This window comes from Nostoc sp. CMAA1605 (assembly GCF_021596505.1).
Classification (GTDB): Bacteria; Cyanobacteriota; Cyanobacteriia; order Cyanobacteriales; family Nostocaceae; genus Trichormus.
Genome location: NZ_PJIZ01000025.1, coordinates 32,787 through 56,867 on the forward strand (window position 1 = coordinate 32,787; position 24,081 = coordinate 56,867).

The following is a 24,081-nucleotide window of genomic DNA, read 5'->3' on the forward strand; positions in this document are numbered from 1 at the left end:
TCTATTTCAATCAAGGTGAGAAATGGAAAAAAATCCTTATGACATTTTGGGGGTATCGCCAGCAGCATCAAAAGCGGAAATTACCAAAGCCGTAGCAGAAGCGATGAAGCGCAAGCAATATCCTGTAGATGTGATTGCAAAAGCGCAAAAAAGCTTAATGAAGCCAGAAGAAAGAATCATGGCTGATTATTTACGTCCTATATTGCCACCCATTAGACGTTTCAAATATAGTGACTTATCAGCCTTGGCAGAGTCAGCCCCCACCTTAGCAATTTTGCCAGAATTTGACGGCTTAGAACAAGCGATCGCCCAAGCTAACCAAGAAGAAAATCGCGAACGAGAACCCCTCAACCTACCGTCATTGGAATTATTCAACGAGGGTGTGACAGCTTGTCAAGAAGGACGTTATCCTAAAGCCATCAAATACTTAGAAGACTATTGCCATCACTCTCAAGAGCATAATAGCCAAACTTACATTCAAGCCCAAATGTGGCTAATTAGAGCTTATCAGATGGGCGGACAGTTACCAAGAGCGATCGCCCTTTGTCAGATGTTAGTCAATCATTCTCACCCCCAAGTCAAAACTTGGGCAGATAAAACCTTACCAATGTTATCAGGGATGTCTCGTGTCTAATCAACCATCAATTTATTTCCAGCTTACCAACTGGCTAAAAACCAAACTGCTGGGAGAAAAACCAGAAATTTCCTCATCTTCCCCAGATGTCATCTCCCTCAGCCAAAACCGTTATCTTCTCACTCAAGAACAACGCGACTTGCTAATTCAAGAATTTAGCAACTTACAAAAGCAAAATATCGTCCTCCAGCAATCATTAAGAGAACAACAAACCAAAGCTACAGCTAATAGCGAAGATTTATTTTTAGAACTTTTAGAAGTTACCGACGCACTTGAATCTTTACTAAACTACCTAGAAAATAATCCCGAACCCAGTCCAGAAATTTTTCATCGCCTACCCAGGTCTGTAGGCGCAGTTCATCGTAAATTTCTCAGCGTATTAAGTAAACGTCAAGTCGTACCCATAGAATTACAAACAAACCAACCCGATTTTAATTTATGTCGGGTAGTAGATAGAGAAATTAGAAACGATGTAGAAGAACAAACAATCACTAAAATCGTCCGTCAAGGCTTTATGATAGGGGAAAAAGTTTTACGTCCTACAGAAATCATTACATCTAAATCAGAGTAATTAGAACAACTAGAAAAAACAAAATATTTCCAATAATGTAAAAATACTACGATTCAGTTCGTAGTAAGGACTTTAGTCCTTTTCTGTTCGCGGAGCGTCTCGTAAAGCTTACGGCATAGCTACGCTTAGGGCGCAGCCTATCGTAGAGAAGAGAGAACTAAAGTTCTCACTACAAACATTTAATGATTAAGATTCTTGACGCTCCCCGCATTTCGCTTCTCTACGAGACGCTTGCGCGAACGCTACATAAGGGGATTCTTGTTTCACTGAGCAACCTTGCCTAGACTTGTTGCCAAATCTGGGTAGAGGGTCATTTCTCCACAAGCGTTAAAAGTTTCCGTCCGCCCGACGGTACTCATGTCTAAATTAGTTTGTTTCAGTGCCTTGTTCAAAATGTTAATACTGGCGTTCAAATCCCTATCTAATATAGACCCACACTTACAAATATGAGTGCGAACAGATAGAGATTTTTTCACGACTTCACCACAGGATGAGCAGTTTTGACTAGTGAATTTTGGGTCAACAGGTATAACAACTCGACCATATAGCGTTTCCCAGGCAACCGAAGTACACTTAAACCCTCTATATCAAAACAAGCAGCTTTAAAAATGTACCTCACTAGATTGAGAAACGCTATATATTTTCCCAAAGTATTCTAGCCATTGGGTGAACAGTGACCATGAAACATCACTAATTGATTTTGCAAGTTTACTATTCTTAACCATGTTTTTCACTTGCAGTTTTTCATACGCCACAAGGTCGTTAGACTTGATCACGCATAACGCTTGCTTAATTGCGTTATCTTTACGCTGACGCGAAACTTTCAAGTGTTTTCTACCAAGACGGTTAATAGCTTTTTTGCGGTTATTAGACCCTTTCTTTTTGCGACTAACTTGTTTTTGAAGTCTTTTTAAAGCCTTCTCTGACTTGCGTAAATATCTAGGGTTCTCTACCGTATTACCAAGGGAATCAGTGTAGAAGTGATTCAAACCAACATCTAAACCTATGGTTTTACCTGTTGGTTGAGTATCTATATTGCGTTCTGCGTCTACGCAAAATTGGACGTAGTAGCCATCTGAACGCTTAACTATTCTGACTCGCTTGATTTGTTTAATTTGGTAAAAATGTAAATCCCTAGTCCCTATTAACTTCAGTTGACCAATATTACATTTGTCTGTGAATTTAATGTACTTGCGGTCATCTGAGAGTTTCCATCCACTCAGCTTATATTCAACTGAGCGATTATCTTGTTGAAACTTTGGATATCCCTTTTTACCTGCAATTTTAGCTTTGCAATTATCGAAAAATCTCTTGATAGCAAAAGCTGTTCTTTCTGCTGCTGCCTGTCTTGCTGAGGAATTTAATTTATCAGCAAAATCAAACTCGTTAGCTATAACAGCAGTGTATTTATTCAAGTCGTAAGGTTTAACACCACGATTGTCCATCCAAAACCGTAAGCACTTATTACGGATGAATTTAGTAATCCGCAATGCTTCATCTATCTGTTGATATTGTCGCAAAGTGCCTTTAGCTTTGAACTCGAAAACAATCATTGTTTTTTACCTTATCGACCTCATGGTATTTTATAGTATTTTAGGGAATAGTACAATCCCTAAAATTGTTAAATGCTCAACTATCCCTCTCACTGTTCTTGCTTTGCAAGAAGTCATTCAAGGGATGTCTCGCTATAAGATGCCTTTCATCCCCAAGTTCCACTTCGTTCCACTTGGGGTCTTCACAGCAAGTTAGATAAATTTCTAAAGGTAACTTGTCTGGGTCTTGAAAGAAAGTAAATTTTCTACCAGTAATTTCATCAACTCTGATATTTTCTACCTCTAAACCATGAGATTTTAAGTAAGCAACAGCCTCTTCTATATTCTCCACCGCGAAAGCTAAATGTCTTAAACCACAAGCTTCAGGATTACTGACTCGTTGCGGAGGAGAAGGAAAGGAAAATAACTCAATTTGAGTATTTTCGTTAATACGTAAATCTAACTTATAAGAATTCCTCTCAGCGCGAAATGTCTCATGAATAATCTCAAAACCTAGAACATCTACATAAAAATTTTTCGAGCGTTCATAGTCAGAACAAATAATTGCTATGTGATGAATACCACTAATTTTCATATCATCCTTATTTACGCCTCTGCGCGAAACAAAAAATATTTATACAAACAGCCTATTGTATTTAATACAAATTCATAGAGAATTTAGTCTTCCACCACTGATTAAGAACTTTGTAAAATAGTCTTAGCCGCAATGCGAGTTTTCTTCAGGTCTGCATCTGAGAGTTCTTGACCTGATTGCAGACGGGTAGCAGAAGTCTGTAAAACTGTAGCGGCGTTTTTGTCGCCAATTTGTAAAGCAGTTTTCGCCGCAGTTTGTAACATAGTAGCAGCACCAGAGCGATCGCCTTGTTGTAATTTAGTCTCAGCTAACTGAGTTTGGCGATATTTCGCCACAGCTAAAATCCACTGATGGACTTGAGAATTGAAGTCTGGTTGATAAGCTGCTAAAACATTGGCATACACAGGCCAAATGGGTGAAAGTAAACCCTCTTGCTGCATAGCTGGGTCATCATAGCGAATCTGCACATTGCCAATTACCTGTTCTCCTAGTGGTAACTTTCCTAAGTACAAATTTGCTAACACTACCCGTTCTACATCTTTCATCAAGTCCCCCAGACGCACAGCCAAAGTACCATCACTGAGTTTTTCCACAGGTAACTCAATAATATCTGGTGTCACTTGGGCAACGGGTTTGAGTTCTGCTAACCTGACATGGGGTTGTAAGGATAGTTGCAAATAAGCATTGGTTAATCCTACCGACTGTACCCGTGTAAATAGACGATTGAATTGATGGGTGGCTTGTTCTGGTCGCTCAATATGAGTTAGAGTCCCGCCACCAGCATCAGCGATTTTTTCGAGTAAATCTTGATTCCAGTGGTTGCCAAATCCTAATGTATTGATAGTGAGATTAATTTTGGCAGCTTTTTTTGCTAGTTCTAAACACCGCTTACCATCATCATGACCAAATTCCCACTTCCAAATTTTCAGGCTGCTTTCCCCGTGACCATCGGTAAGCAGAAAAGCTTGGGAAACAGAACCTTTTGTCCCCTTCATCAACTCTGTAATTCCCAGTTGTAACCCCTCAGCAATGGAAGTACCACCACTAGCGGCTAATTTTTGGTTAATTTGAGATTTGATGGTTTTGGGGTCAAGGACTGGTTGGTTAGGGATAATGACCACAGCAGAACCCGCAAAAGCGACAACAGAAATGCGATCGCGAGGTTCTAGTCTATCTAATACTCGCTCTACAGCCTGAATCACGGTTTTCAACGGCTGACCGTGCATCGAACCACTTTGATCCAAAATTAAGCATAAATTCAAAGGTAAATTATGCTCGAATTGATCAGCGATCGCAGAAATGGAAATTGCCAATTGACGCTGACTAGTAAGTTGAGCCGCATCAAGATTGTGATCACTTAAGGCTGAGAGCAATTTGACTTTCATTTAATCGGGGTATCTTGCAAGACAGTTTTCGAGACGATTCTGGTTTTCTTGCGATCGCTTTCTGATAAATCTTGTCCTGCTTGCAATTGAGTGGCTGAGGTTTGCAAAACTGTCGCCGCACCAGTATCACCCATTTGCAGAGCAGTTTTCGCCGCCGTTTGTAACATAGTAGCTGCACCGACGCGATCGCCTTGCTGTAATTTGGCTTCTGCTAACTGGGTTTGACGATATTTCGCCAAAGCTAAAATCGATTGCTGCACCTGTGGATTCGGTTCTGGTTGATAGACCCTCACAACATTGGCATAAACGGGGGTGTTGGGTGTAAATAACCCAGTTTGATCTTGAGAAGGATTATCGTAGCGTACCTGTACATTCACAATTGGCTGTCTACCTTCTGGTAACTGTCCCAGATAAATATTTGCCAAAATCACCCTTTCTACATCCTTCATCAAATCACCCAAGCGGACAGCAAAGCGGCCATCACTTTCTGGCTGTAAAGGTAACTCAATCGTATCCGGTGAAACCTGGGCGATGGGTTTGAGTTCCGCTAACCGCACATTGGGCATGAGGGAAAATAATAAATAAGCATTAGTTAAAGCTACAGTTTGTATCCGAGTAAACAAACGGCCAAATTCATCTACAGCTTGTTCTGGTTTTTGAATATAAGATAAACTCCCCAAACCAGCATCAGCGATTCTTTCTAAAATATCTTGATTCCAGTTATCACCAAATCCGAGTGTATTTAAAGTCAAATTGAAGCCAGCTGCCAACTGAGCAAATTTTAAACAGCGATTGTTATCACCGTGTTCATTTTCGCCATCAGTCAACAAAAACGCCTGGGAAACTGTTTCTTTTTTACCTTTAGCTAATTCCTCAATCCCCAACCGCAAACCTTCATCGATAGCTGTACCGCCATCCGCCGCCAGACGGTTGATTTGTTTTTTGATTTTTTCTGGGTCTTCAATCGCTTGATTAGGAATTAAGACCTTAGCTCGATGATCAAAGGCTACCACACTCAGGCGATCGCCCGGTTTAAGTCTGTCTACTAATTGATTTGCTGCTTTTTTGACCGTTTCTAGCGGTCTTCCATTCATCGAGCCACTATGGTCGAGAATTAAGCATAAATTTAAGGGAACAGTACGGTCTTGTGGTTCTGCACCAGCTGAAACCGAAATTGCCAACTGACGCTGAGAACTAGCTTGGTTCGCGTCCAGATTAGCATCATTGAGAACAGGCTGTAAATTAACTTTCATGACCCAAACTTCCAAGGATATTTAACTAAAAAGAGGGGGGGTAAGGGTGTAAGGGTGTAGGGGTGTAAGGGTATCGGAAATTTCATCCCCTATCCCCCTATACCCCTATACCCCCATACCCCTAACTCATTACATATTCTTGAATAACTTCAAATCGCTACAATAGTCCTACGGAAAACTTAATCAAAGCAATCTATTAATATTTTTCAGATAATATATTCAGAATATCTTAGAAGCCAATTATTGGCAGATGCCAAGCTATAGTGGCGATGAGCGAGAAAACCGCACTTGCAGATAGCTAGCGTCACGCTAGGATGTAATACAGTTAACGGCATAATTTCAGGCTATCACCTGCTATGGAAAGATCCCCCATTAAGGCTGTGCAAGCCTCTTACTACGGAGACAACCTCTACCGCACACCACCACCAGATTTACCCTCCCTACTCCTCAAAGAACGCATAGTTTATTTGGGAATGCCTCTGGTATCCCCAGATGAGTATAAGCGTCAAATGGGTGTGGATGTCACCAAGCTGATTATTGCCCAGTTACTCTATTTGAAATTTGATAACCCAGATAAACCGATATTTTTCTACATCAACTCCACGGGGACATCTTGGTACACAGGGGATGCGATCGGCTACGAAACAGAAGCCTTTGCCATTTGCGATACCATCAACTATATCAAGACACCTGTGCATACAATTTGCATCGGTCAAGCAATCGGCACAGCCGCACTGATTTTAGCATCCGGTACTAAAGGCTTCCGAGCTAGTTTACCTCATGCCACTATCGTACTCAACCAACCCCGAAGCGGTACACGCGGTCAAGCCACGGATATTCAAATCTACGCCAAGGAAGTGTTAGCCAATAAAGCCGCTATTTTGGATATTTTCTCTAAAAATACTGGTCAAACCCCTGAAAAAATTGCCAAAGACACGGAACGGATGTTCTATCTGACCCCACCACAAGCCAAGGAATATGGACTGATAGACCGCGTTTTAGACAGCATGAAAGACCTACCCAAGCCCTTACCCATGATGGCTTAAATTGCTTACAATCATCCCTCACCCCCTCTCATTATTTCTATGCCTGTTGATGCAGCACTTCGGGTGCCTTATAACATTCCTGGTAGTACCTCCTGGCAATGGGTCAATATTTATACTCGTATGGCTCAAGAACGGATTCTCTTCTTGAACCAGCCACTGACTACCGACCTGGCAAATTTCCTCATTTCCTTCATGCTGTATCTTGACTCAGAGGATCAAGGTAAACCAATCTACTTCTACATCAATTCCTTGGGTGATCCTGTCATGGCTGGTATGAGCAATGAAATGGCGGGAATGGAGTCGATCAAAGCTTGTCTAGCAATTTATGACACCATGCAATACATCAAGTCAGAAATTGTCACCATCTGTCTCGGTCAAGCAGTCGGCATGGCAGCCTTGATTTTATCATCGGGAGCGAAAGGGAAACGAGTCAGCCTACCCCACACAAGTATTGCTCTTACCCAATTCCGCAGCGCAACTCGTGGTCAAGCGACAGACATTCAAGTGAATGCGGAAGAAGTGTTGCAAAAAAGAGCCTTAGTTTTTGACATTTTCTCCCAAAACACAGGGCAGTCAAAGGAAAAAATTGCTAAAGATAGTGAGCGTATTTTTTACATGACTCCCCAACAAGCCAAAGAATACGGATTAATTGACCGCGTGCTGGAAAGTACCAAACAACTACCAAAACCCACTCCAGCGTGATCTAAATCCGTTAGGCTAACCCCAAAAGACTTTCTGGGAAGACTGAGTGTCAGGGTGTAGGGGTATCAGGGCAGAGAATTTTGGATTGATGTCCAATGCCCCATGCCCTATGCCCTATGCCCCATACCACTTAGTTAAACTCCCTAAATTAGTCAAATTCTGACTTCGACAATTTTTTATCTTATAGTCTCAAATCAAATTTTCCTATGCCTATTGGTATTCCCAAAGTTCCGTATCGCCTTCCCGGCGGCAATTATGAGCAATGGATTGATCTCGAAGATCGTCTATTTCGGGAACGCATTATTTTCTTGACAGAAGAGGTAGATGATGGTATAGCTAATGCGATCGTCGCTTACTTACTCTATTTAGATTCTGATGATCAGACAAAGCCAATTTATTTGTATATCAATTCTCCTGGTGGATCTGTAACTGCTGGCTTGGCAATCTATGACACAATGCAGTACATTAAATCCGAAGTGGTGACGATTTGCGTTGGGTTAGCAGCTTCTATGGGTTCTTTCCTCTTAGCGGCTGGTTCAAAAGGTAAACGCTTGGCTTTACCCCACTCCCGCATCATGATTCATCAACCTTCCGGCGGGACTCGCGGACAAGCAACCGATATCCAAATTGAAGCGGCGGAAATTGTCAGAATTCGTCATCAGCTAAACCAAATTTATGCTGACAACACCGGTCAAGCTTTAGCCAAAATTGAAAAAGACATGGATCGGGACTTTTTCATGTCTGCTCAAGAAGCCAAAGAATATGGTCTAATCGATCGCGTTATTGACGAGCGCGTGTAGAATTGAGCAATCGGGAATTGGGAATCGGGAATCAGGACAAGGTGGACAAGGTGGACAAGGTAGATTTTTGTGCCAATGCCCCATTCCCAATTCCCAATGCCCCATTCCCAATTTCCCAAGACATAACAAAATCTGTCAATTATGAACTATAAATTATAAGATTATTCATTATTATTAAAACTTTCAGTTGGCGGCTAGTAGCTGATAGCTGGATATTCACTACTTATGCAGATCAAAATGGATCTCGGAGATTGCTACCGTTTATTGGGTTTAAGGTCGGGGGCCTCTTTTTCCGACATTAAAACCTCTTACCGACGATTGGCGCAGCAATATCACCCAGATATTAATCCTGGTGATAAGAAAGCGAAAGATAAATTTATTGCCTTAACTGAGGCATATAGATATTTATTGACTGTCGTTCCCCCAGAAGAGACACCCATAAAAACAAAGCGATCGCCTACCGTGGGACGTAGCTCATCGTCTAATGTGGGCGCATCATCACCCCCTACTAATCCATCTCCACGCACAGAAACCAAAACCACTACAACGGAAACAACCACTACAGCCACCGCTACAACAGAAAAACCGCCAACCACCCAACCACCCAACATTGCGGAAATAGAACAAAGGCTAAAGTGGAAGACATACGAACAACTACAACGATTTTTAAAAGAAAGACGATTTCCCCAAGCGATCGCCTTAGCTGAAGCCTTAGCCGCACGTTTACCCAAAGACGCAGAAGTTCGTCAATGGCAAGCGATCGCCTATCAAATTTGGGGACGCGCCCTGATTAATGAAAACCAACTCCTCAAAGCAAGAGTTTATCTCAAAAAAGCCTTGAAAACAGACCCCCACAATAAAGCCTTATGGGAAGAAGTGCAACGCGACTTCCAAAAACTAGAGCAGATATTTTAGTCAATAGTCAATAGTCATTAGTCATTAGTCATTAGTTTTTTCCGTGCTACCTTGTCCCCAATCCCCAATCCCCAATCCCCAATCCCCAATCCCCAATCCCCAATCCCCAATCCCCAATCCCCAATCCCCAATCCCTACCTTTTCGCGTGAATGTAGTCTACAAAGTAAAATTGCGGAATTAGCTTGAATTTTAACCAGGCGTAAACAGTAAGGCTTAATAGTCCGCTAATTGCTAGGGGTAAACCTAAATTTAATCTGAGGCTATCGGGAAGGATGGCAGCAACAGCAATGGCAGTGGCAAAATATGCCATGAGAAAGAATTGCGATCGCTTGAGATTTTTCAGGGCATTACGGCAACTACTACAATGCTGGGTATGTTGTTTGTAACGGTCTAATACTAGAGAGCGATCGTAGTTGATAGTGGAGTCGTTAACAACATTGATGCCCAATTCTTGCCAAGGTAATTTTCCCTGACAATACTTATCAAACCACTTGCGAAACTCAATCACTAAACGGTCTGCACTTGTGGGCATTCGGTACGCCGTTTTCCAGCTTTCCTGTGATTGTTTTTGCTGGAGAATTTGTTCTTGTTGACATAGCAAAATCATATCTCCATCTAAAACAGGGTTTCGGTTGTAGAGGTGATCCCACCACCGAGGTGTCAACCGATATAAACCCTTAGCAAAATTACGGCTAAACTGAGCCACAATACGAGATTTACCTGGAGATACAGGAATACAATAAGTAATCAATCCTACTTGTTTTCCTTCATTGCCAAAGCTCATCGCATACTCCAAACGACAAGGCGGCTCAAAGGTAATTGTGCTTTTCATGCCTCTATTCATAAAGGCTTCAATTAATTCAGGTGTAGACTGCAAAATTTCCAGAGGAATAGGTGTGGCTTGGTCGCGATTCCCTTGCACCCCGTGATGAGCAAATGGTACATGACTAGGATCGGCAACATTTTCTACAAGAGTTTGCCAATCATAGGCTAAATCCCGTACAAACGAACTCCAAACAAAGCCTTGACTAGCATCTATTTGAGGAGATAAAGGTAAAGGTGTTTTCTCAGCTAATTCTGGGGAATTAATATCTGGCCAGACCCAAAGTAAATCATTTACTTGTCGAACTGGCAAGGCTTGCACACAAAAATTATCTCGGTTTTTCACCACAATTTCTGGATTCTCTGCTTGGGGAATGTGAGTACAAACGCCTTCAGCATCAAATTGCCAGCCGTGGTAACTACACATCAAATTTCCTGTTTTGTCATCAACCCGTCCCTCACTCAAAGGTGCGAGGCGATGGGGACATTGATCTAAAAATACTCGGTAGGTATCGGAAGATTTAGGCTTCCAAATCACCAAACGCAACCCCAAAATCATCACAGGGGTGGGTATTTGGGGATCTATATCTTCAATAGGTGATACAGGGTACCAATGCTGAAAAAAATTGAATTCTGATGGCATTTTTCGCAGGAATTAAACAAATTGTGCAAAGGTGTATATAACAACCATTAAAAAGAAACGTTAGCTTTTTTGCTAGTGATCATCATAAATACCATTGCACATCAATATCTGATCGTGAGAAACTTTGTCACCATAGTCTGCATAGTTAACGAAGCTCGTACCGTCAAAACCGGACGATAAGAACTATATGTGCAATTCTGCCATCAGCATTACTGTAAAGTTGTTCGCTGTTTATCAAGAAACCTATGGAGTCCCAGAGTTAGTTTTAGAGTTTCCCTATGGTACACCTGTGAGTGCTGTGTGCGATCGCCTAATTAGCGAACACCCAGAATTAGCCAAATGGCGCGAAATCACCCGCTTCGGCATTAATTTAATCTTTGTCCAACCAGACACAGTGTTAAAACACGGCGATGAAGTGGTATTAATTCCACCCGTTAGCGGTGGATAGAGGTTGTAGGGGAAGAAAAAATAATGAGTAATGAGTAATGAGTAATGAGTAATGAGTAATGAGTAATGAGTAATGAGTAATGACTAATGACTAATGAGTAATGAGTAATGACTAATGACTAATGAGTAATGACTAATGAGTAATGAGTAATGAGTAATGACTAATGAGTAATGAGTAATGACTATTGACTATTGACTATTGACTACTACTTCACTTTGGCACGGAAGCGAACAAAACCATAGGAATTTGTTGGTGTGCCGGCACCAGTGGCTTGGGGTAGATTAGGCAAATCTGGATTGCGGGTGATATTGACCACTACAGCACCATTAGTATTACTACTAGAGCAGAAGCTTGGTGTATTGGGGTCATTGGCTTGATAAAAAGTGCCGCGATCGCTATCTGCTACATTACTTAAAAAGACTGTATTTGCTCCTATACTCAATGCAATTCCTTTATCTGCACTTGCTAAACCACCATCATTAGGAGTCTGATTATTAAAAGCAGTCGGCAGAAAAGTCACATTACTAGTACTAAATCACAAAGCCGGACATTAGTGGCATTATTTTGACCATTAGAAAGAAAATAGATAGTGTACTCTAATTCATCCCCAGGTTTAACAGTTCCAGCGTTAATTAAACCACGTAAATAATTAGTCAGCCACTTAGAGTCATTATCATCTGTATCACGCGGAACAGCTACATAGTTAGGATCAGTTGTAGCCACATCACTACGTCCATCCACAAGATCAGTTAAACTTTGGTTATTAATACGGGTAATCCGCTTGACTAATAATAATTTAGGTGGATTACTAACAACGGTAGGCACAGCTGTAAACAGTGTAGGATCATCATCAGATGTACTAGTAGGATCATTACCTAAATTTGAACTATCATCAGCAGTCTGTGCGAAATAATTTCCCACGGTTGGAGGATTTGTTGTAGCACCTGCGGAATTTGCATCTGTGTACACCGTACCTACTGTTCCATTGGAATTATCAGGTGTTGTAAAGTTAGCGTTGCTTGGTTAATAATCGGATTGCCACTATTGGCATTGTTAATTGTAGCGGCAATAGTTATGGTTATAGTATCACCGACGCGTAGAATACCAGAATTAGTTAAGGCTCCAGTGCCATTGTAATTAGAATTAAGAGTAATATTATTACCTGATGTCTGATTAGTTATAGTGGCAGAAACATAAGTTAATTGTGTCGGCAAATTATCATTAATAATAAAATTAATAGCATTACTATTGCCTGGACTCAAATTGGAGTAAGTGATAGTGTATTCTACTCGATCACCTACAGAAACCTGACCATTATTATCTTGATCTTGGGAGAAACGTACAGATTTAGTGCCTCTCACATTGGCTGTATTAGTAGTAGTAATTACTATAGGTGTAGTAAATGCTCCACTAGGGAAATATGTCCAAGTATCAATACCCTTAAAGTCCCCATAGACACCACTAAATTCATGCTCTCCGACGGCACTATCTATACCTCTGGCAGCATTGCGAGGGTTTGTTGCTACTTGACTCCCAGTAGGATCTAAACTGACAGATGTACCATTAGCTGTGGTGTAATTGGAGTCATTATAATAGACAGTTGTCGCGTTAATATTTTGGTTATTGGTATCTAAAATAGCAGGAAATGAACCTGGGGCATTTTCCATAGTAATTCTAAAACCCGACGGATTATTCTCAGCGTCCAACATGGGAAAATGATATTCCCCGGCTCTAGTAGTCATTTGGGCGAGATAAGGAGCATTGTTTGCTCTGGGTTGTAAATTATTACCACTAGCATCCTTCCCATTCCAAAATACTGTATTGAAGCCGGACAACATAATATTTTGCAATACTCTGTCCGTACTGGGGTCAAAAGTACCATCTGCGTTAGTATCAATAATAATTTGATAGCTACCACTGGAATTTACAGTAAAACTAAAATTACCACCCACACCAACATAAGTTTGATTCCCACTACCACCAGTCCCACCTGTGAAGAGAAAATTCTGGGGAGTTGGTGGTGGTGTTGCAGTTAGGGGAATTCCCAAGGCTAATAATGTTGCGTTTGCTGGACGATTAAAGAAAACTAGGTGAGTGATATCAGTCGCCGTATCAGCGACAGTGGGGTCTTGAACACGAATATTACCAGTGAATAATAGTTGATTATCGGTAGCACCGCCAGCACTACGGTACAGCGTACTGTTGTTAGTTTTATCTATATATCCTCGGTTATTAGCAAAAAAGATAAATCCGAAAGGATCAACTCGATTCATATCAGTTTCATAGCGATACCCATCTTTAGTTTGAATGTAAAGTTTTGAGTTCAAAGATAGGTTATTATTACCCATATTCATGGCGATGTAATTAGTAAATACTCGCCCTTTTTGGGCTATACCATTATTAACTACTGTGACATCCCAAGCCGCTACTCCATTGTGTTGGTTAGCATTGGTGGGGAATTGCGCTGTTGTAAGTACGACAGTTGGATTACTTGTAGAACTATTTTCAGGCGCATGAAATTGGACTTGATAAATACCAGTGCTAGAGGGAGTAAAAATACAAGGTGTGTAACCACCAGAGGCTAAAGGAGCAGGTCCCGCAATCTCTTTAGCTAATGTGTCAATAAAACCTGCTCCTGTGGAGGCGTTAACATCACAGTTTTGTACAACATTGTTGGCACTATCAAGAATAACGATATCTTTGGGGTCAGTATAACTTGTAGGGACACTAGAGCCAAGATACACTGTTTCCCCAGATTGAGCGTAGAATTTGATTGTAGTTTGGCGAGTAATTCCCGCAGTCGTCGAATTGTACCATTCTAAGTAAGGTCTGTTGCCCCCATCTGCTATTAATTCTTTACTACCTTCTGCCCAACTAGGTTGTGTACCCTGTCCTAAAATACAGAGCAGAAAAACAAGACTACCCCAGCATTGTTTTTGGTAGCGATTAAATAAAGATGGTTTCATTTTAGCGATCGCCTGTAAATCATTAAATAAAAATTTCATTAGTTATCGTTAACGCGCCACAGGTTTTTGTAGTCCAAATCCATCGAATAATTCATTCAGTTTTAGCGTCAAACCCAAATAAGCACCACCGGCGGAACGCGTACCTGAAAAATCACGGTCATCGACTTTCCCAAACGCATAACCACCTGCTAGCCGCAAATTAGGACTTAAATAATAACCAGCCTCTACTACAAAACCTGTTTCTGTATAATTAGATTGCCCAATGACACGCGCCTCACCTACCAAATCCCAGGTATAGCCCAGCCGATAAGTAGCACGCAATTGTCCGAGATTGACCGTAGTTGTACCGACTAAATCATTAGCTAAGTAGGAAGTGCTATTTCGCAAAGCATACTTACCGTAAAATTCCCATTGCCAATTAGGAGCATAAATAGCTTCTAGTGCAAAGGTATGGTCTTGAGAACCAGTACCACTACCTAATAGAATCGTGTCGGGAATAGTTGCGGGATTTTGTCGGTATTCATAACGCAACAAGGCGTTAAATTTGTCATTTTTGGGGTCGCGATAAGCTAAACCCAGTTTTAAGTTGACTGTATCTCCTAGTCCTACAAGTTTTTGATTGGCAGAATTGGCTTGTTGATAGCGGAATAAACCTGTGAGTGCTGGAGAGATTTTACCCACGGCGGCGGCGGAAATTACAGTGTTAGAACCACTGGAAGAGGTACGATATTCATAACGCGCGCTAGCTTGAAAGTCAGGATTATCAGAATATTCCAAACCTACACTGTAACTATCACCACCATTAAAACCAATACTAGAAGCACTTTGTCCGAAGGCGAAAGGTTGAGCGAATTGTTGACCTGCGGCGGTACGATTGAAGAAGCTACCAAAAATGTGTTCGTAAGCGAGATTCAACCGCAAGCCAGGTGCAATCATCCAACGGTTATTGAGACCTACAGCACCTTGGGTTGTGAGTTCGTTGGCTCCACCGAGAATAGAATAACGTGCAGTTAAGGTAGTATCAGTACCAAGCTTGTGTTCCCCATTAATATTTAAGCTAGTAATTGAGTTACCGGCATTTTGACCACCACTGTAATATTGTTGGGCAAGGCTAATATTGATACCAGGGACAACCGCCCAATTTAGCCCCAAAATAGTCCGATCTGGATACACGCTATCTTTGTCAGATGATAACGTCATCTCATTTTGGAATTGGAAGGTGAGGTTATCAGTCAAAGAATAGGTCAAACGACTCCGCAACTGGTCGGATGTCGTATTAGCGTTAGTAGTTGCCATTCTATCTTGGCGATCGCGGTGAATCCAATCGACATTAACAGTAGCTTTCCCTAATCTCTGTTGAATACCCGCCAAAATGGTGGTGAGAGAATTATCTACTTGAGTACCTGGTGTAGCTTGCGATTGTGGGGAAAATAATTCTTCAAACGTATCTAGAGGTTGGGGCGCAATGCCAAAATTATCTTCGTGGTCATATTGCAGGCGAATATTTGTAGTTGGAGAAACTTTCCCTGTTAACTGTCCACCATAGCGAGTTTGACCAGGAACAAAGCTAACTGTGGCATTATTCGCAAAACCTGTATCAGCGTAGCGATAATAAGCACGGCCTTGTATGCCTTTGAAAATCTCCCCTTGGGCTTCTAAACGGTACGCTTCACCACTGACATTACCCATAATGTCAGAATCATTGGTGGAATGGGCATATTCGGCAATTAACTTACCTTGCGAACCTAGAGAGATCATCGCATCTGCACCATAAAGTTCAAAGGCGCGGACTCCTTGGTTTTCTCTCAGGTAAGTCGCACCTAACCAACTCTCTTGGTTGAGGATGCTGGAAAAGTTGTATTGTAAACGACCTGCATAGATATTGCTATCAGAGTTATCACCATCATATTGATAGCTAACAACGATGCGTCGTACCAAAACTTGTCCATTGCTATCAACATCAGTACGCAAAACAGGTTCGCGGAATAATAGAGTACCGCGATCGTAATCGATTTCATAATCGGGGCCTCTACTTAACTGTTTGCGTTCCAATACCGTACCAGGACGATTTAATTCCTCTAATTCAATGAAGACATTTTCACTCCCAGGAACTAAAATCCGTCGGGAAAGGAAATAATAACCACTAGTTCCATCAGGTGCGATAGTATCCCGTTGGAAAGCCTGGAGATTATTACCGTAGAAACCCGTAATTTGGAGATTTCCTAAGTTGTAATTAGCTTTAAAACCATGCAGTTGACGAGTCACGGCGGTAAACTGCTGGGAAGAACGAGCAAATTCTTCTGTGTTGTAGTCTCCCCACATCGCATAATCAGGAGACACCCCAGGAAGCTTACTAGAACGCTCAAAACGTAAATATAAGCTATCAATCGAAGGCGTGACTGCTTCAACTTTAGAACTATCACCGTAAACAGGATAATTTTGTTCGTTGAATTGATAATTCCTAAACAGGCGATTATCACAGTTGCAATCTTCGTTGAGAGAACGAGAACTATTGTATGCACCAGTAAACAACCACTCGCCAAAAGTCCCCGTAGCAAAGATTGCTGAGTGAAAATCTAATTGCGTCTTATTATCTCGATTGGGAGGGATAAAATCCCGAAAGCTACTGTAATAGTCTGTGCCTCTTGCACCCAAGCGCAAATCTATCACCCCAGTCACCAAGCTAGGACGCAGTGCTGTTTCAAATTGCAGTTGGGTAAAAGCTTCTAAGTTATTGACTGAGGCGCGAATCCTGACAGTTTGGGCGTTGATCTCTGAACGTAAAACGGTGGTGAATTCGCCTTTTTTTACCTCTACCTGAAATCCTGGTTGTTCTGGTTTGAAATCTGTTCCTATTAACTCTCCTGCTGTGGGGATGATAGTAACAACGTTATCTTCATTAGAACGATTGCCATTAATATCTAGTAGTTGCCCTTTAATCGTCGCTGTGGAACGTCCATCAGCAGGGATACGAGCTTCTACAGTTTCGATCGTGAGTTTGCTGGCTGTTCCTCGTACTACTACCTTTGTTGTCATCGGTGGTTCAGAACTACCGATAATCTGTGCAGAAATACTATTCTCACCATCTTTTAAGGGAACGCCATACCATGTCTGCGTTACTAAATTAGTGTCCGCATCGGTTTCTGTACGTCCTATTAAGGAAGCATCTACTAGTACGCCATTCACGCGTAATTCTACCTGACTACCTACAGGAAACTGTACTGTCACCGCAGTGGCTGGTACATCGACAACACTGTTAGGGGTGGGAGAGAGAATTTTTACGGTGGGGGATTGGGGATTGGGGATTGGGGATTGGGGACTGGGAATTGGGGATTGGGGATTAAGGACTGGGTTATTTTCGTCTGATTCTGCTGCGATTAACTTACGTAAATTTCGGGGTAAGGGTGTATTTGCTGCGGGTGTAAAGGTGGGAATTTCTTTTGGTGTAGTGGGGGCTGGTTCTGTGAGTTTACTTAAGGCTTGGGGGACTACAACCTCTGTTGATGGTTCAAATGGTGTAATTGCTGTTGGAGAGGACTCTGAACTTTCTGTCTGAGTTATAGAAGTTTCGTTCTGTACTTCTGTAACTTCATTAGTAGTTTCAGTAGTTTGACCTAATTTTTCAACCTCTTTATCTTCTATAGAAGAAGGAACATGAAACACTTCTTCATCTGAAGAAGGAGTATTTGAAGAAGGGTTTTCTAACTGTGACTGTTCAATACTTTCAGCATGAGCGATCGCTGGGTACAATACACAGCTAATAGCCCCTACCATCACTCCCATTAACCTCAAATGGAAATTAGTTACAGGTTTCATGGTTTAACTACCTCCTCTGAGATGGGAGTGACTGCAAAGTTCATTCTCACTAGTCCGCCTGGTTCTAAGCGCACTAGACGAGACTGGCTATTACGTTCGCGGAATTTCTTATTGGGGGCTAATTTGTAGCCAGGAACGCTACTTAGGTCTAATACTCCAGCATGACTTCCTGGTAAGACATTAGCTACTGAGAATAACCCATTCGGATCTGTAGTGATCCGGTTGCCATCTTGTAGGAAAATGACTGCGTTGGGAACTCCAGGTTCTCCTGTTTGTTGTTCCCCATCAAAATTTTTGTCTATAAACACTCGCCCAATGATTGTACCGCAGTCAGAAACTATACCTGGACGTATAGTTAGTTTATGTGTGGCTGGCCCGTCTTTGATACTAAAACGATTGTCCGCACGTAAAGCATTAACAATCGCACTGTTTCTACCTGTACCACGCAGAGAGTCCGTTGTTAATTGAGCAGCATAGGCAATATTTAATACTTTTTTAACCGGAATACTGGCATCTGTACTTAAGGTTACTGTGTTACCGTTACGGGTAGCGGTAATGGGGACTAACTGACCATCAATTTCTCCCCTGACAGATTTAGATAAAAAGTTAAATCCTAAAGGTAAGTTATCGGTAACAACAACATTATTTAAAGCTGCGTCTGATAAGTTACGGACTGATAGACGATAAATTACAGTATCTCCTGGTTCAGCCGCCGAGCGATCGCCTGTTTTAACAATCTGCATCTGACTGGCTTGACACATATTAGTCGTAAATTCAAAGGCTAATAGGTCTAGTCCTACAACTTCTGCGTTTGGAACTAAAACTACTGTGCTTTCTACTCTGGTTTCCCCAGTCAGACTAATGGGTTGACCATCTAAAGAAGTAGCGATATATCGCACAACATTATTATTTTCGGAACCTGTGCTGTTGAGAATTTCAATTTTAATCCGACGTTGTCGATAGTCAGAATTAGCTGGAGGATTAACTACAAAAATATATATTTTTCCCGGATCTGTTTGACCTTTATTGGGATCAAGTAAGAAATTATAGACACCAGCCGGGTCATTGGTGATGGCATAAGGATTGACATTTTGAATATTTGGGGCTTTACCACCAGGAATATCATTGTTAGCAATATCAGGTAGTTCTGTAGGCGTTAGAGCCACTAATTGGCCTAGTTCTGTTCCTGTGGGGTCGCTGGGATTAGGTTCATACACACCCACAGAAAAACCTGTATAGTCTGGTAAAAGCGCACCTGCACAACCTAAAATTCTTCCTAGTGGGTCAACTAAAGGGCTAGAACTCACACCCAGTTGACTGCTACTTCCTTCATATAAAGTACTTTTACCTTGATAAGTATAAGTATAAGTATAAGTAGCTTGGTTAACGATATTAACTACACGAGTTTCTTGTGCGATCGCTGTTATTGGTGCGGTAGTATGCAAAAAGCCAAGTAAACAAAGTATTGGTGTTAACCGTTTGCCCCAGTTAACACCTAAGTTTCTCTGTTTTTTAAGAGGACGACTCACTAAATTTATCTCCTCATAAACGCCATAATATTTGTTAATAAAAACATTTATTTATAAGTGACAAGATTGTCATTCAAAAGCGGTAAGTTTCAATTAATGCTCAATTAGTAATTATTTAGTCAACCGATGTTGTCCAACTAAACATAAAACAACGGCTGACTAATAAATAAATCTTGCCCAAAAGCCGGGTGAAAACAGTCAGTTAGCGTACCTGAGTTTGATAAGTTAGCTTAACTGTAGTTTTTGCTGCTACCGAGGGAAGTTGTACTCGAATGTGAGTGTAAGCAGTAGCTGGTGCTGGTTTGGTTTCTACTTTGCCACCAGCGAGAGTCACTTTAATTGTGGGGTTGTCTACAAAACTACGTCCACCATCTATGCTGTAGGTAATTTTGGCATCTTCCCTGGCAATTTTGGCAGAGTTCAGCACATACGCCATACCTTGAGGGATGGGTTGATTGAGAGTCAGATTTTTAATCGGGCGATCGCTTTTATTTTCCCCACTCAATGTATACTTCAGCACATCTCCTGGTATGACTTTAACTGCTCCCGTTAAAGCCTGCCAAGATACTTTTTGCTTACCCTGTTGATCTTTTGTCGTCACCTGCTTTTCTGCTGCCAAAACCAACTGTAAAGCCTGCTGAGTTCGAGGATTTTGAGCAACTGCACTACTCAAGTGCCAACTATGCGCTGAAGAAACAAAAGGTACTGTGACAACAATTAAAGCTGCTCCTATTCCCGCAGCTAAAAAACGCTTCATTTTTATCACCTTATGAGAATTTACACTACCAAATATAAGAAAAAGGAAACAGGTGAAGAGAGTTAAGGATGATCATCTATTGATGCAATACATCTTATTCAACCTTTCACCTGTTTCTTTGTTTTTCCTTTAGTTCACTTTCCGTTGGAATCTAAAGGTTCTACCCACACCGGGTCCTACTTTTCCAGTGACAGTATTTACATACTTCGTCACATCAGTAGTTGCAGTAGTACCAGTTATATCGCTACCTGGAGTATTGCTGCCATTATAGAAGATGATATTTGCTGCCCCAGAGTCCTGAGCTGAACCAATAATATTACTGGTATCAATTTGCGAGTTGTTATCGTTGTCTAAAGCCCAGTTATTGCCATTAGGGCCTCCTATTGTTCCATCTTCAGTAATCACCAGTTTATCGGCCTCTAAAATCACGTTTCCTACGCCAGATTGTGGTTCAGAAATGTTCCTGTATTCAATTACGTACTGAATTATATTGCCAGGAGCAGGTTTCTTAGGATCAGTGTTTAATGTGCCATCACTTCCCTGAACATCTGGACCAGTACCTTTCAAGATTTGTGACTTCTTCAACAGTTGTAAGAAGCCAGTGTAAACGCGATTAATAGTAATGTTGCGAATTGGGTTGCTGGAAGCATCTAATCTGGGATTATTACTGGCATCAACTAATGTAGTTGTGACGCTAACTGGGAAGCCACGTTGAATGTTTGTATCAGTTGATAGGGGAGTTCCTGGTGGTAAATCAACTTCCACACCATAGGTAACATTAGCACCAGCCGCCACACCAGTAATTTTCACTGGAGTACCAGATGTGAGAGTAAATGTACCGCCGCTATAGTTATAAACAGCACTTTGATTTTGATAACTCACAGTCACTTTTGTATTATCTGGTAAATCCGCAGGATTACTTGGTGTTGTTGGAGTTATGACTATATCACTAGCCTGAGTTCCATTGTTCCTAATGGTATTAGTGAAACCAACGGATTGAGGATCTAGGGTACTACCAGGTGCTGTGTTAGGAGGTACAAAGGAAGACTTGTTGGTGAAATCAGTATTCGTTGTCCCATCTGGCCCGGTAGCATCTGGCGCACCCTGTGGGCCGTTCAACACTGAGTAGGGTGAAGGAGTAGAAATGGTAAATTGGTTGAGTGCGCCTGTTGTAGAGGCCGCAGCTTGGTTATTATTGGCTGTATCTATGGGATTTACACCAGCAACGGGATAGTAACCAATATCTGGGGTAGTAGTAATATTTCCAGTTGTGGAGTTGTAGTTATCGGGGTTTTGGTCACCTGAATTGTCAACAATCAGGGGACTATTGGGGTCTCCGGCTGTTCTACCAAATACTTGAGCAACGTTATTGACGGTAGCTGTTGAGCCTGAAATATTAGTAGTCCTGATTTGTACGGTAAAGCCGGTGACAGTTGTTCCTGTAGCGACGGAAGTGACAGTGCTAGGATCATTAATGAAACCGATGCGTTTGACTGTACTTAGATTTGCAGGAGCAGTAGTTGACCATGACACTTGATTTGCTGTTGTGTTTGGGTTAACTGCCGGATCATCGGTGGAGTAGACTACTCTCCATCCTGGAGGCGGAGTTGGTACAGCATTCAGAGTGGTGTTAGCAGGTAAGGCATCAGAGACTAAGATTCTTGTCACCGGGTTGCCATCAACTGTCAGGTTAGTACCTGCTAAAGCTGCGGGTATATAGCCTCGATTTGTGGGGTCACTGCTCTCAACTCGCAAACTCAAGCCATAGGTTAATACGTCGTCATTCAGGACTGAAGTGTCACCCGCAGCATAACCTGTGCGAACTTTGAGGACTGTAGCTAGAGCAACTGTGTTAGTACCGCCACCAATTGTCGCTTGTTGGGTGATACTAGCTTCACGGACTCCGTTCACTGGTGCGCCAGGTACTTCACCAGCAACAGTACCATCGGCATTATCCACAGTATAAACGTCACCACCATCAGCTACTCTGGGTACGTTTTGAGCATCGCCTTGGGTGTTACCGAGAGTAATGCTAACTACATCACCGTTTTGTGCCGCAGCAGCTATGGTTACTGGCACACGGACTAACACTGTTCCACCGACGGGAACGGAAGGGGAATCAATACCACCAGCAGTTACGTTTGTCCAAGTTGCCCCACCATCGGTACTGTATTGCAGTTGTCCACTAGCTGGTGTTTGACCGTTTTTATCTACGGGTAAGGTACCAGCAATGGTGCCTGGCCCATTGGATGTCGCTTGGTTAGGAAGACGGAATTTAGTGGGGTCGTTACCGATGTTGGTAATAGTGTAAGTATAAGCCAACTGATTTCCTGGGGCGACTGTACCGCCAGGAGTCGTTTGATTGGTAATCCCAGAAGCGGTAACAGTGATACCAGCCACTTCAGCCACAGTGACGGTGACTGTGTTGGATGTGCTGTTTATCGGTGTGTTGGGATTATTAGGATCTTCGTAGGTGGCTGTTGCGGTGTTACTGATAGATTGACCACCCGCAGTTCCTTCAGCTAAGACAGGGGCAACAAATGAGAAAATGCCATTAATGAGGAATGAAGCGGCGATGAATGCACGGTACATTCCGTACTGTTTGGTCTTTTTAACTCTAGAGAGAGATTTCATTGGGTGTAATTTCTTGGTATGGTAGGTTCTAGCTAAATAATTGGGAAACTCAACAAAAATTAGTCACAAAACTGGGACTGACCTTGTGCCGAGTTCAAAGTGCAGAAGGTGAGTTACACGCTGTGAACTTTGCCCCCAAGACGCTTCTCGTTAAATGACTTCAAGGCTATAAAAATCACTTAAAAGTTACTAGTCTGGTTTGGACTATAGATGTCACGCTGACTATGTCTGTAGTTGGCAGTTCTGGTTTACCCTTAGCAGATGGAATTAGGGCAAGCTACAAAAACTCAACTTTAAGTTCCTATCAGAAAACTGCTTGATGTTCGATTTCTGAGTCCTGCTATGTTCTATTTACGTTTGACTTACTGAATATAGAGTTGACTGATTGACACAAATAGGTATCGTAATAATACAACATTAGATCGAGCGTCTCCAATTGAAAAACAGTTGAAATACCAGTATTTGAAAACTTTAAGACTAAAATAATTGCGTCTTATTACTTAGGTAAGAAATACTAAATGTTGCGATTAAGACATTAACTTCTTGATGACTTCAGTGATATTGAGGTAAATGATCATGAAGATTAGTTGTCGTCTGTGAATATCCAACGGATAAACATATCCGACTATTTTTGTCGGGTATGTTTGACTGGTATTTTTACTCGTGATACTATGCAGCCACAGTTGACGGATAGACAGGGAAAGATAGTTACTATGACACAGGCAATATCCACACCAAATCAAACCTCCAACGCCGCTTTCAGTGCTTTGAAATGTAAAGAATGTGGCGCGGAATATGAACTCAAAGCCATTCATGTATGTGAGTTCTGTTTTGGCCCGTTGGAAGTTAAGTATGATTACAATGCTCTACGCCTGTCTGTCACCCGTGAAAAAATTCAAGCCGGCCCGAATTCTATTTGGCGTTATCGTCCCTTTCTACCCGTCGCAACAGAGAACGTTATTGATGTGGGAACAGGTATGACTCCCCTGGTACGTTCCCACCGTTTAGCACGTCGCCTGGGTCTAAACAAAC

General features: G+C 41.9%; 19 protein-coding genes and 2 pseudogenes. 9 read left to right on the forward strand and 12 right to left on the reverse strand.

Annotated features, from left to right (window positions below; all coding sequences use genetic code 11):
• The first annotated feature begins 22 nt into the window (after positions 1-22).
• Positions 23-634 (forward strand): molecular chaperone DnaJ, encoded by a 612-nt coding sequence (locus tag CV014_RS11460; protein ID WP_236142148.1) that lies wholly within the window; start codon positions 23-25, stop codon positions 632-634.
• Positions 627-1,205 (forward strand): nucleotide exchange factor GrpE, encoded by a 579-nt coding sequence (locus tag CV014_RS11465; protein ID WP_236142149.1) that lies wholly within the window; start codon positions 627-629, stop codon positions 1,203-1,205. Before CV014_RS11460 ends, CV014_RS11465 begins: the two co-directional genes overlap by 8 nt.
• Positions 1,206-1,468: 263 nt before the next feature.
• Here CV014_RS11465 and CV014_RS11470 read toward each other — a convergent pair.
• The 4 genes and pseudogenes from CV014_RS11470 to CV014_RS11485 all read right to left on the reverse strand — a co-directional run bounded on the left by CV014_RS11470 (position 1,469) and on the right by CV014_RS11485 (position 5,970).
• Positions 1,469-2,758: pseudogene (locus CV014_RS11470) on the reverse strand (RNA-guided endonuclease InsQ/TnpB family protein).
• Between the two features lie 196 nt (positions 2,759-2,954).
• Positions 2,955-3,332, reverse strand: a pseudogene (gene gloA2 / locus CV014_RS11475) (SMU1112c/YaeR family gloxylase I-like metalloprotein); the annotation flags it as partial.
• A gap of 101 nt (positions 3,333-3,433) precedes the next feature.
• A complete protein-coding gene (locus tag CV014_RS11480; protein ID WP_236142150.1) occupies positions 3,434-4,717 on the reverse strand; it encodes a vWA domain-containing protein in 1,284 nt (427 codons plus the stop codon).
• The gene (locus CV014_RS11485) at positions 4,714-5,970 is read right to left on the reverse strand and encodes a vWA domain-containing protein (protein WP_236142151.1); all 1,257 of its coding nucleotides are present in this window, start codon (positions 5,968-5,970) and stop codon (positions 4,714-4,716) included. Before CV014_RS11485 ends, CV014_RS11480 begins: the two co-directional genes overlap by 4 nt.
• Before the next feature lie 356 nt (positions 5,971-6,326).
• On the opposite strand from CV014_RS11485, the gene CV014_RS11490 reads away from it, so the two are divergent.
• The 5 genes from CV014_RS11490 to CV014_RS11510 all read left to right on the forward strand — a co-directional run bounded on the left by CV014_RS11490 (position 6,327) and on the right by CV014_RS11510 (position 9,433).
• Positions 6,327-7,016, forward strand: coding sequence for an ATP-dependent Clp protease proteolytic subunit (locus CV014_RS11490; RefSeq protein ID WP_236142152.1), 690 nt, complete (start codon positions 6,327-6,329; stop codon positions 7,014-7,016).
• Between the two features lie 39 nt (positions 7,017-7,055).
• Positions 7,056-7,718, forward strand: coding sequence for an ATP-dependent Clp protease proteolytic subunit (locus CV014_RS11495; protein ID WP_236142153.1), 663 nt, complete (start codon positions 7,056-7,058; stop codon positions 7,716-7,718).
• Positions 7,719-7,924: 206 nt separating this feature from the next.
• Positions 7,925-8,518: an ATP-dependent Clp protease proteolytic subunit gene (locus CV014_RS11500; RefSeq protein WP_103136278.1), complete on the forward strand. Its 594-nt coding sequence runs from the start codon at positions 7,925-7,927 to the stop codon at positions 8,516-8,518.
• Entirely contained in the window at positions 8,502-8,663 is a 162-nt protein-coding gene (locus tag CV014_RS11505) for a hypothetical protein (protein WP_236142154.1), read from the forward strand. Before CV014_RS11500 ends, CV014_RS11505 begins: the two co-directional genes overlap by 17 nt.
• 92 nt (positions 8,664-8,755) lie before the next feature.
• A complete protein-coding gene (locus CV014_RS11510; protein ID WP_236142155.1) occupies positions 8,756-9,433 on the forward strand; it encodes a J domain-containing protein in 678 nt (225 codons plus the stop codon).
• Between the two features lie 134 nt (positions 9,434-9,567).
• Here CV014_RS11510 and CV014_RS11515 read toward each other — a convergent pair whose 3' ends face one another.
• Positions 9,568-10,899 (reverse strand): aromatic ring-hydroxylating dioxygenase subunit alpha, encoded by a 1,332-nt coding sequence (locus CV014_RS11515; RefSeq protein ID WP_236142156.1) that lies wholly within the window; start codon positions 10,897-10,899, stop codon positions 9,568-9,570.
• Positions 10,900-11,086: 187 nt separating this feature from the next.
• Here CV014_RS11515 and CV014_RS11520 point away from each other — a divergent pair, with 187 nt between their 5' ends.
• Complete coding sequence (locus tag CV014_RS11520) at positions 11,087-11,347, forward strand: MoaD/ThiS family protein (RefSeq protein WP_236142157.1); 261 nt, start codon at positions 11,087-11,089, stop codon at positions 11,345-11,347.
• Between the two features lie 205 nt (positions 11,348-11,552).
• Here the strand turns inward: CV014_RS11520 and CV014_RS11525 are convergent, their stop codons facing one another.
• The 7 genes from CV014_RS11525 to CV014_RS11555 form a co-directional block, all read right to left on the reverse strand.
• Complete coding sequence (locus CV014_RS11525; protein WP_236142158.1) at positions 11,553-11,867, reverse strand: hypothetical protein; 315 nt, start codon at positions 11,865-11,867, stop codon at positions 11,553-11,555.
• A complete protein-coding gene (locus tag CV014_RS11530; protein WP_236142159.1) occupies positions 11,864-12,316 on the reverse strand; it encodes a hypothetical protein in 453 nt (150 codons plus the stop codon). The genes CV014_RS11525 and CV014_RS11530 overlap by 4 nt, the downstream gene beginning before the upstream one ends.
• A gap of 5 nt (positions 12,317-12,321) precedes the next feature.
• On the reverse strand, positions 12,322-14,352 hold the full coding sequence (locus tag CV014_RS11535) for a DUF11 domain-containing protein (RefSeq protein ID WP_236142160.1): 2,031 nt from the start codon (positions 14,350-14,352) through the stop codon (positions 12,322-12,324).
• A 9-nt stretch (positions 14,353-14,361) separates the two neighbouring features.
• Positions 14,362-18,129 carry a TonB-dependent receptor gene (locus CV014_RS11540; RefSeq protein WP_236142161.1) on the reverse strand — a complete coding sequence of 1,256 codons (3,768 nt, stop codon included), beginning with the start codon at positions 18,127-18,129 and terminating at the stop codon, positions 14,362-14,364.
• On the reverse strand, positions 18,126-19,667 hold the full coding sequence (locus CV014_RS11545) for a hypothetical protein (protein WP_442946902.1): 1,542 nt from the start codon (positions 19,665-19,667) through the stop codon (positions 18,126-18,128). The genes CV014_RS11540 and CV014_RS11545 overlap by 4 nt, the downstream gene beginning before the upstream one ends.
• 193 nt (positions 19,668-19,860) lie before the next feature.
• Positions 19,861-20,415 (reverse strand): hypothetical protein, encoded by a 555-nt coding sequence (locus CV014_RS11550; protein ID WP_236142162.1) that lies wholly within the window; start codon positions 20,413-20,415, stop codon positions 19,861-19,863.
• A gap of 129 nt (positions 20,416-20,544) precedes the next feature.
• The gene (locus tag CV014_RS11555) at positions 20,545-23,007 is read right to left on the reverse strand and encodes a beta strand repeat-containing protein (protein ID WP_236142163.1); all 2,463 of its coding nucleotides are present in this window, start codon (positions 23,005-23,007) and stop codon (positions 20,545-20,547) included.
• Positions 23,008-23,762: 755 nt separating this feature from the next.
• Between CV014_RS11555 and CV014_RS11560 the strand changes: the two genes are divergently transcribed.
• The coding region (locus CV014_RS11560; RefSeq protein ID WP_442946903.1) for a protein NinF at positions 23,763-24,081 on the forward strand (319 nt) is incomplete at its 3' end.

Coding starts and splice junctions, on each gene's coding strand:
- CV014_RS11490 (WP_236142152.1), top strand. CDS start 6,327: ATGGAAAGATCCCCCATTAAGGCTGTGCAAGCCTCTTACTACGGAGAC.
- CV014_RS11515 (WP_236142156.1), bottom strand. CDS start 10,899: ATGCCATCAGAATTCAATTTTTTTCAGCATTGGTACCCTGTATCACCT.
- CV014_RS11540 (WP_236142161.1), bottom strand. CDS start 18,129: ATGAAACCTGTAACTAATTTCCATTTGAGGTTAATGGGAGTGATGGTA.
- CV014_RS11510 (WP_236142155.1), top strand. CDS start 8,756: ATGGATCTCGGAGATTGCTACCGTTTATTGGGTTTAAGGTCGGGGGCC.
- CV014_RS11495 (WP_236142153.1), top strand. CDS start 7,056: ATGCCTGTTGATGCAGCACTTCGGGTGCCTTATAACATTCCTGGTAGT.
- CV014_RS11520 (WP_236142157.1), top strand. CDS start 11,087: ATGTGCAATTCTGCCATCAGCATTACTGTAAAGTTGTTCGCTGTTTAT.
- CV014_RS11555 (WP_236142163.1), bottom strand. CDS start 23,007: ATGTACCGTGCATTCATCGCCGCTTCATTCCTCATTAATGGCATTTTC.
- CV014_RS11550 (WP_236142162.1), bottom strand. CDS start 20,415: ATGAAGCGTTTTTTAGCTGCGGGAATAGGAGCAGCTTTAATTGTTGTC.
- CV014_RS11500 (WP_103136278.1), top strand. CDS start 7,925: ATGCCTATTGGTATTCCCAAAGTTCCGTATCGCCTTCCCGGCGGCAAT.
- CV014_RS11480 (WP_236142150.1), bottom strand. CDS start 4,717: ATGAAAGTCAAATTGCTCTCAGCCTTAAGTGATCACAATCTTGATGCG.
- CV014_RS11535 (WP_236142160.1), bottom strand. CDS start 14,352: ATGAAATTTTTATTTAATGATTTACAGGCGATCGCTAAAATGAAACCA.
- CV014_RS11460 (WP_236142148.1), top strand. CDS start 23: ATGGAAAAAAATCCTTATGACATTTTGGGGGTATCGCCAGCAGCATCA.
- CV014_RS11485 (WP_236142151.1), bottom strand. CDS start 5,970: ATGAAAGTTAATTTACAGCCTGTTCTCAATGATGCTAATCTGGACGCG.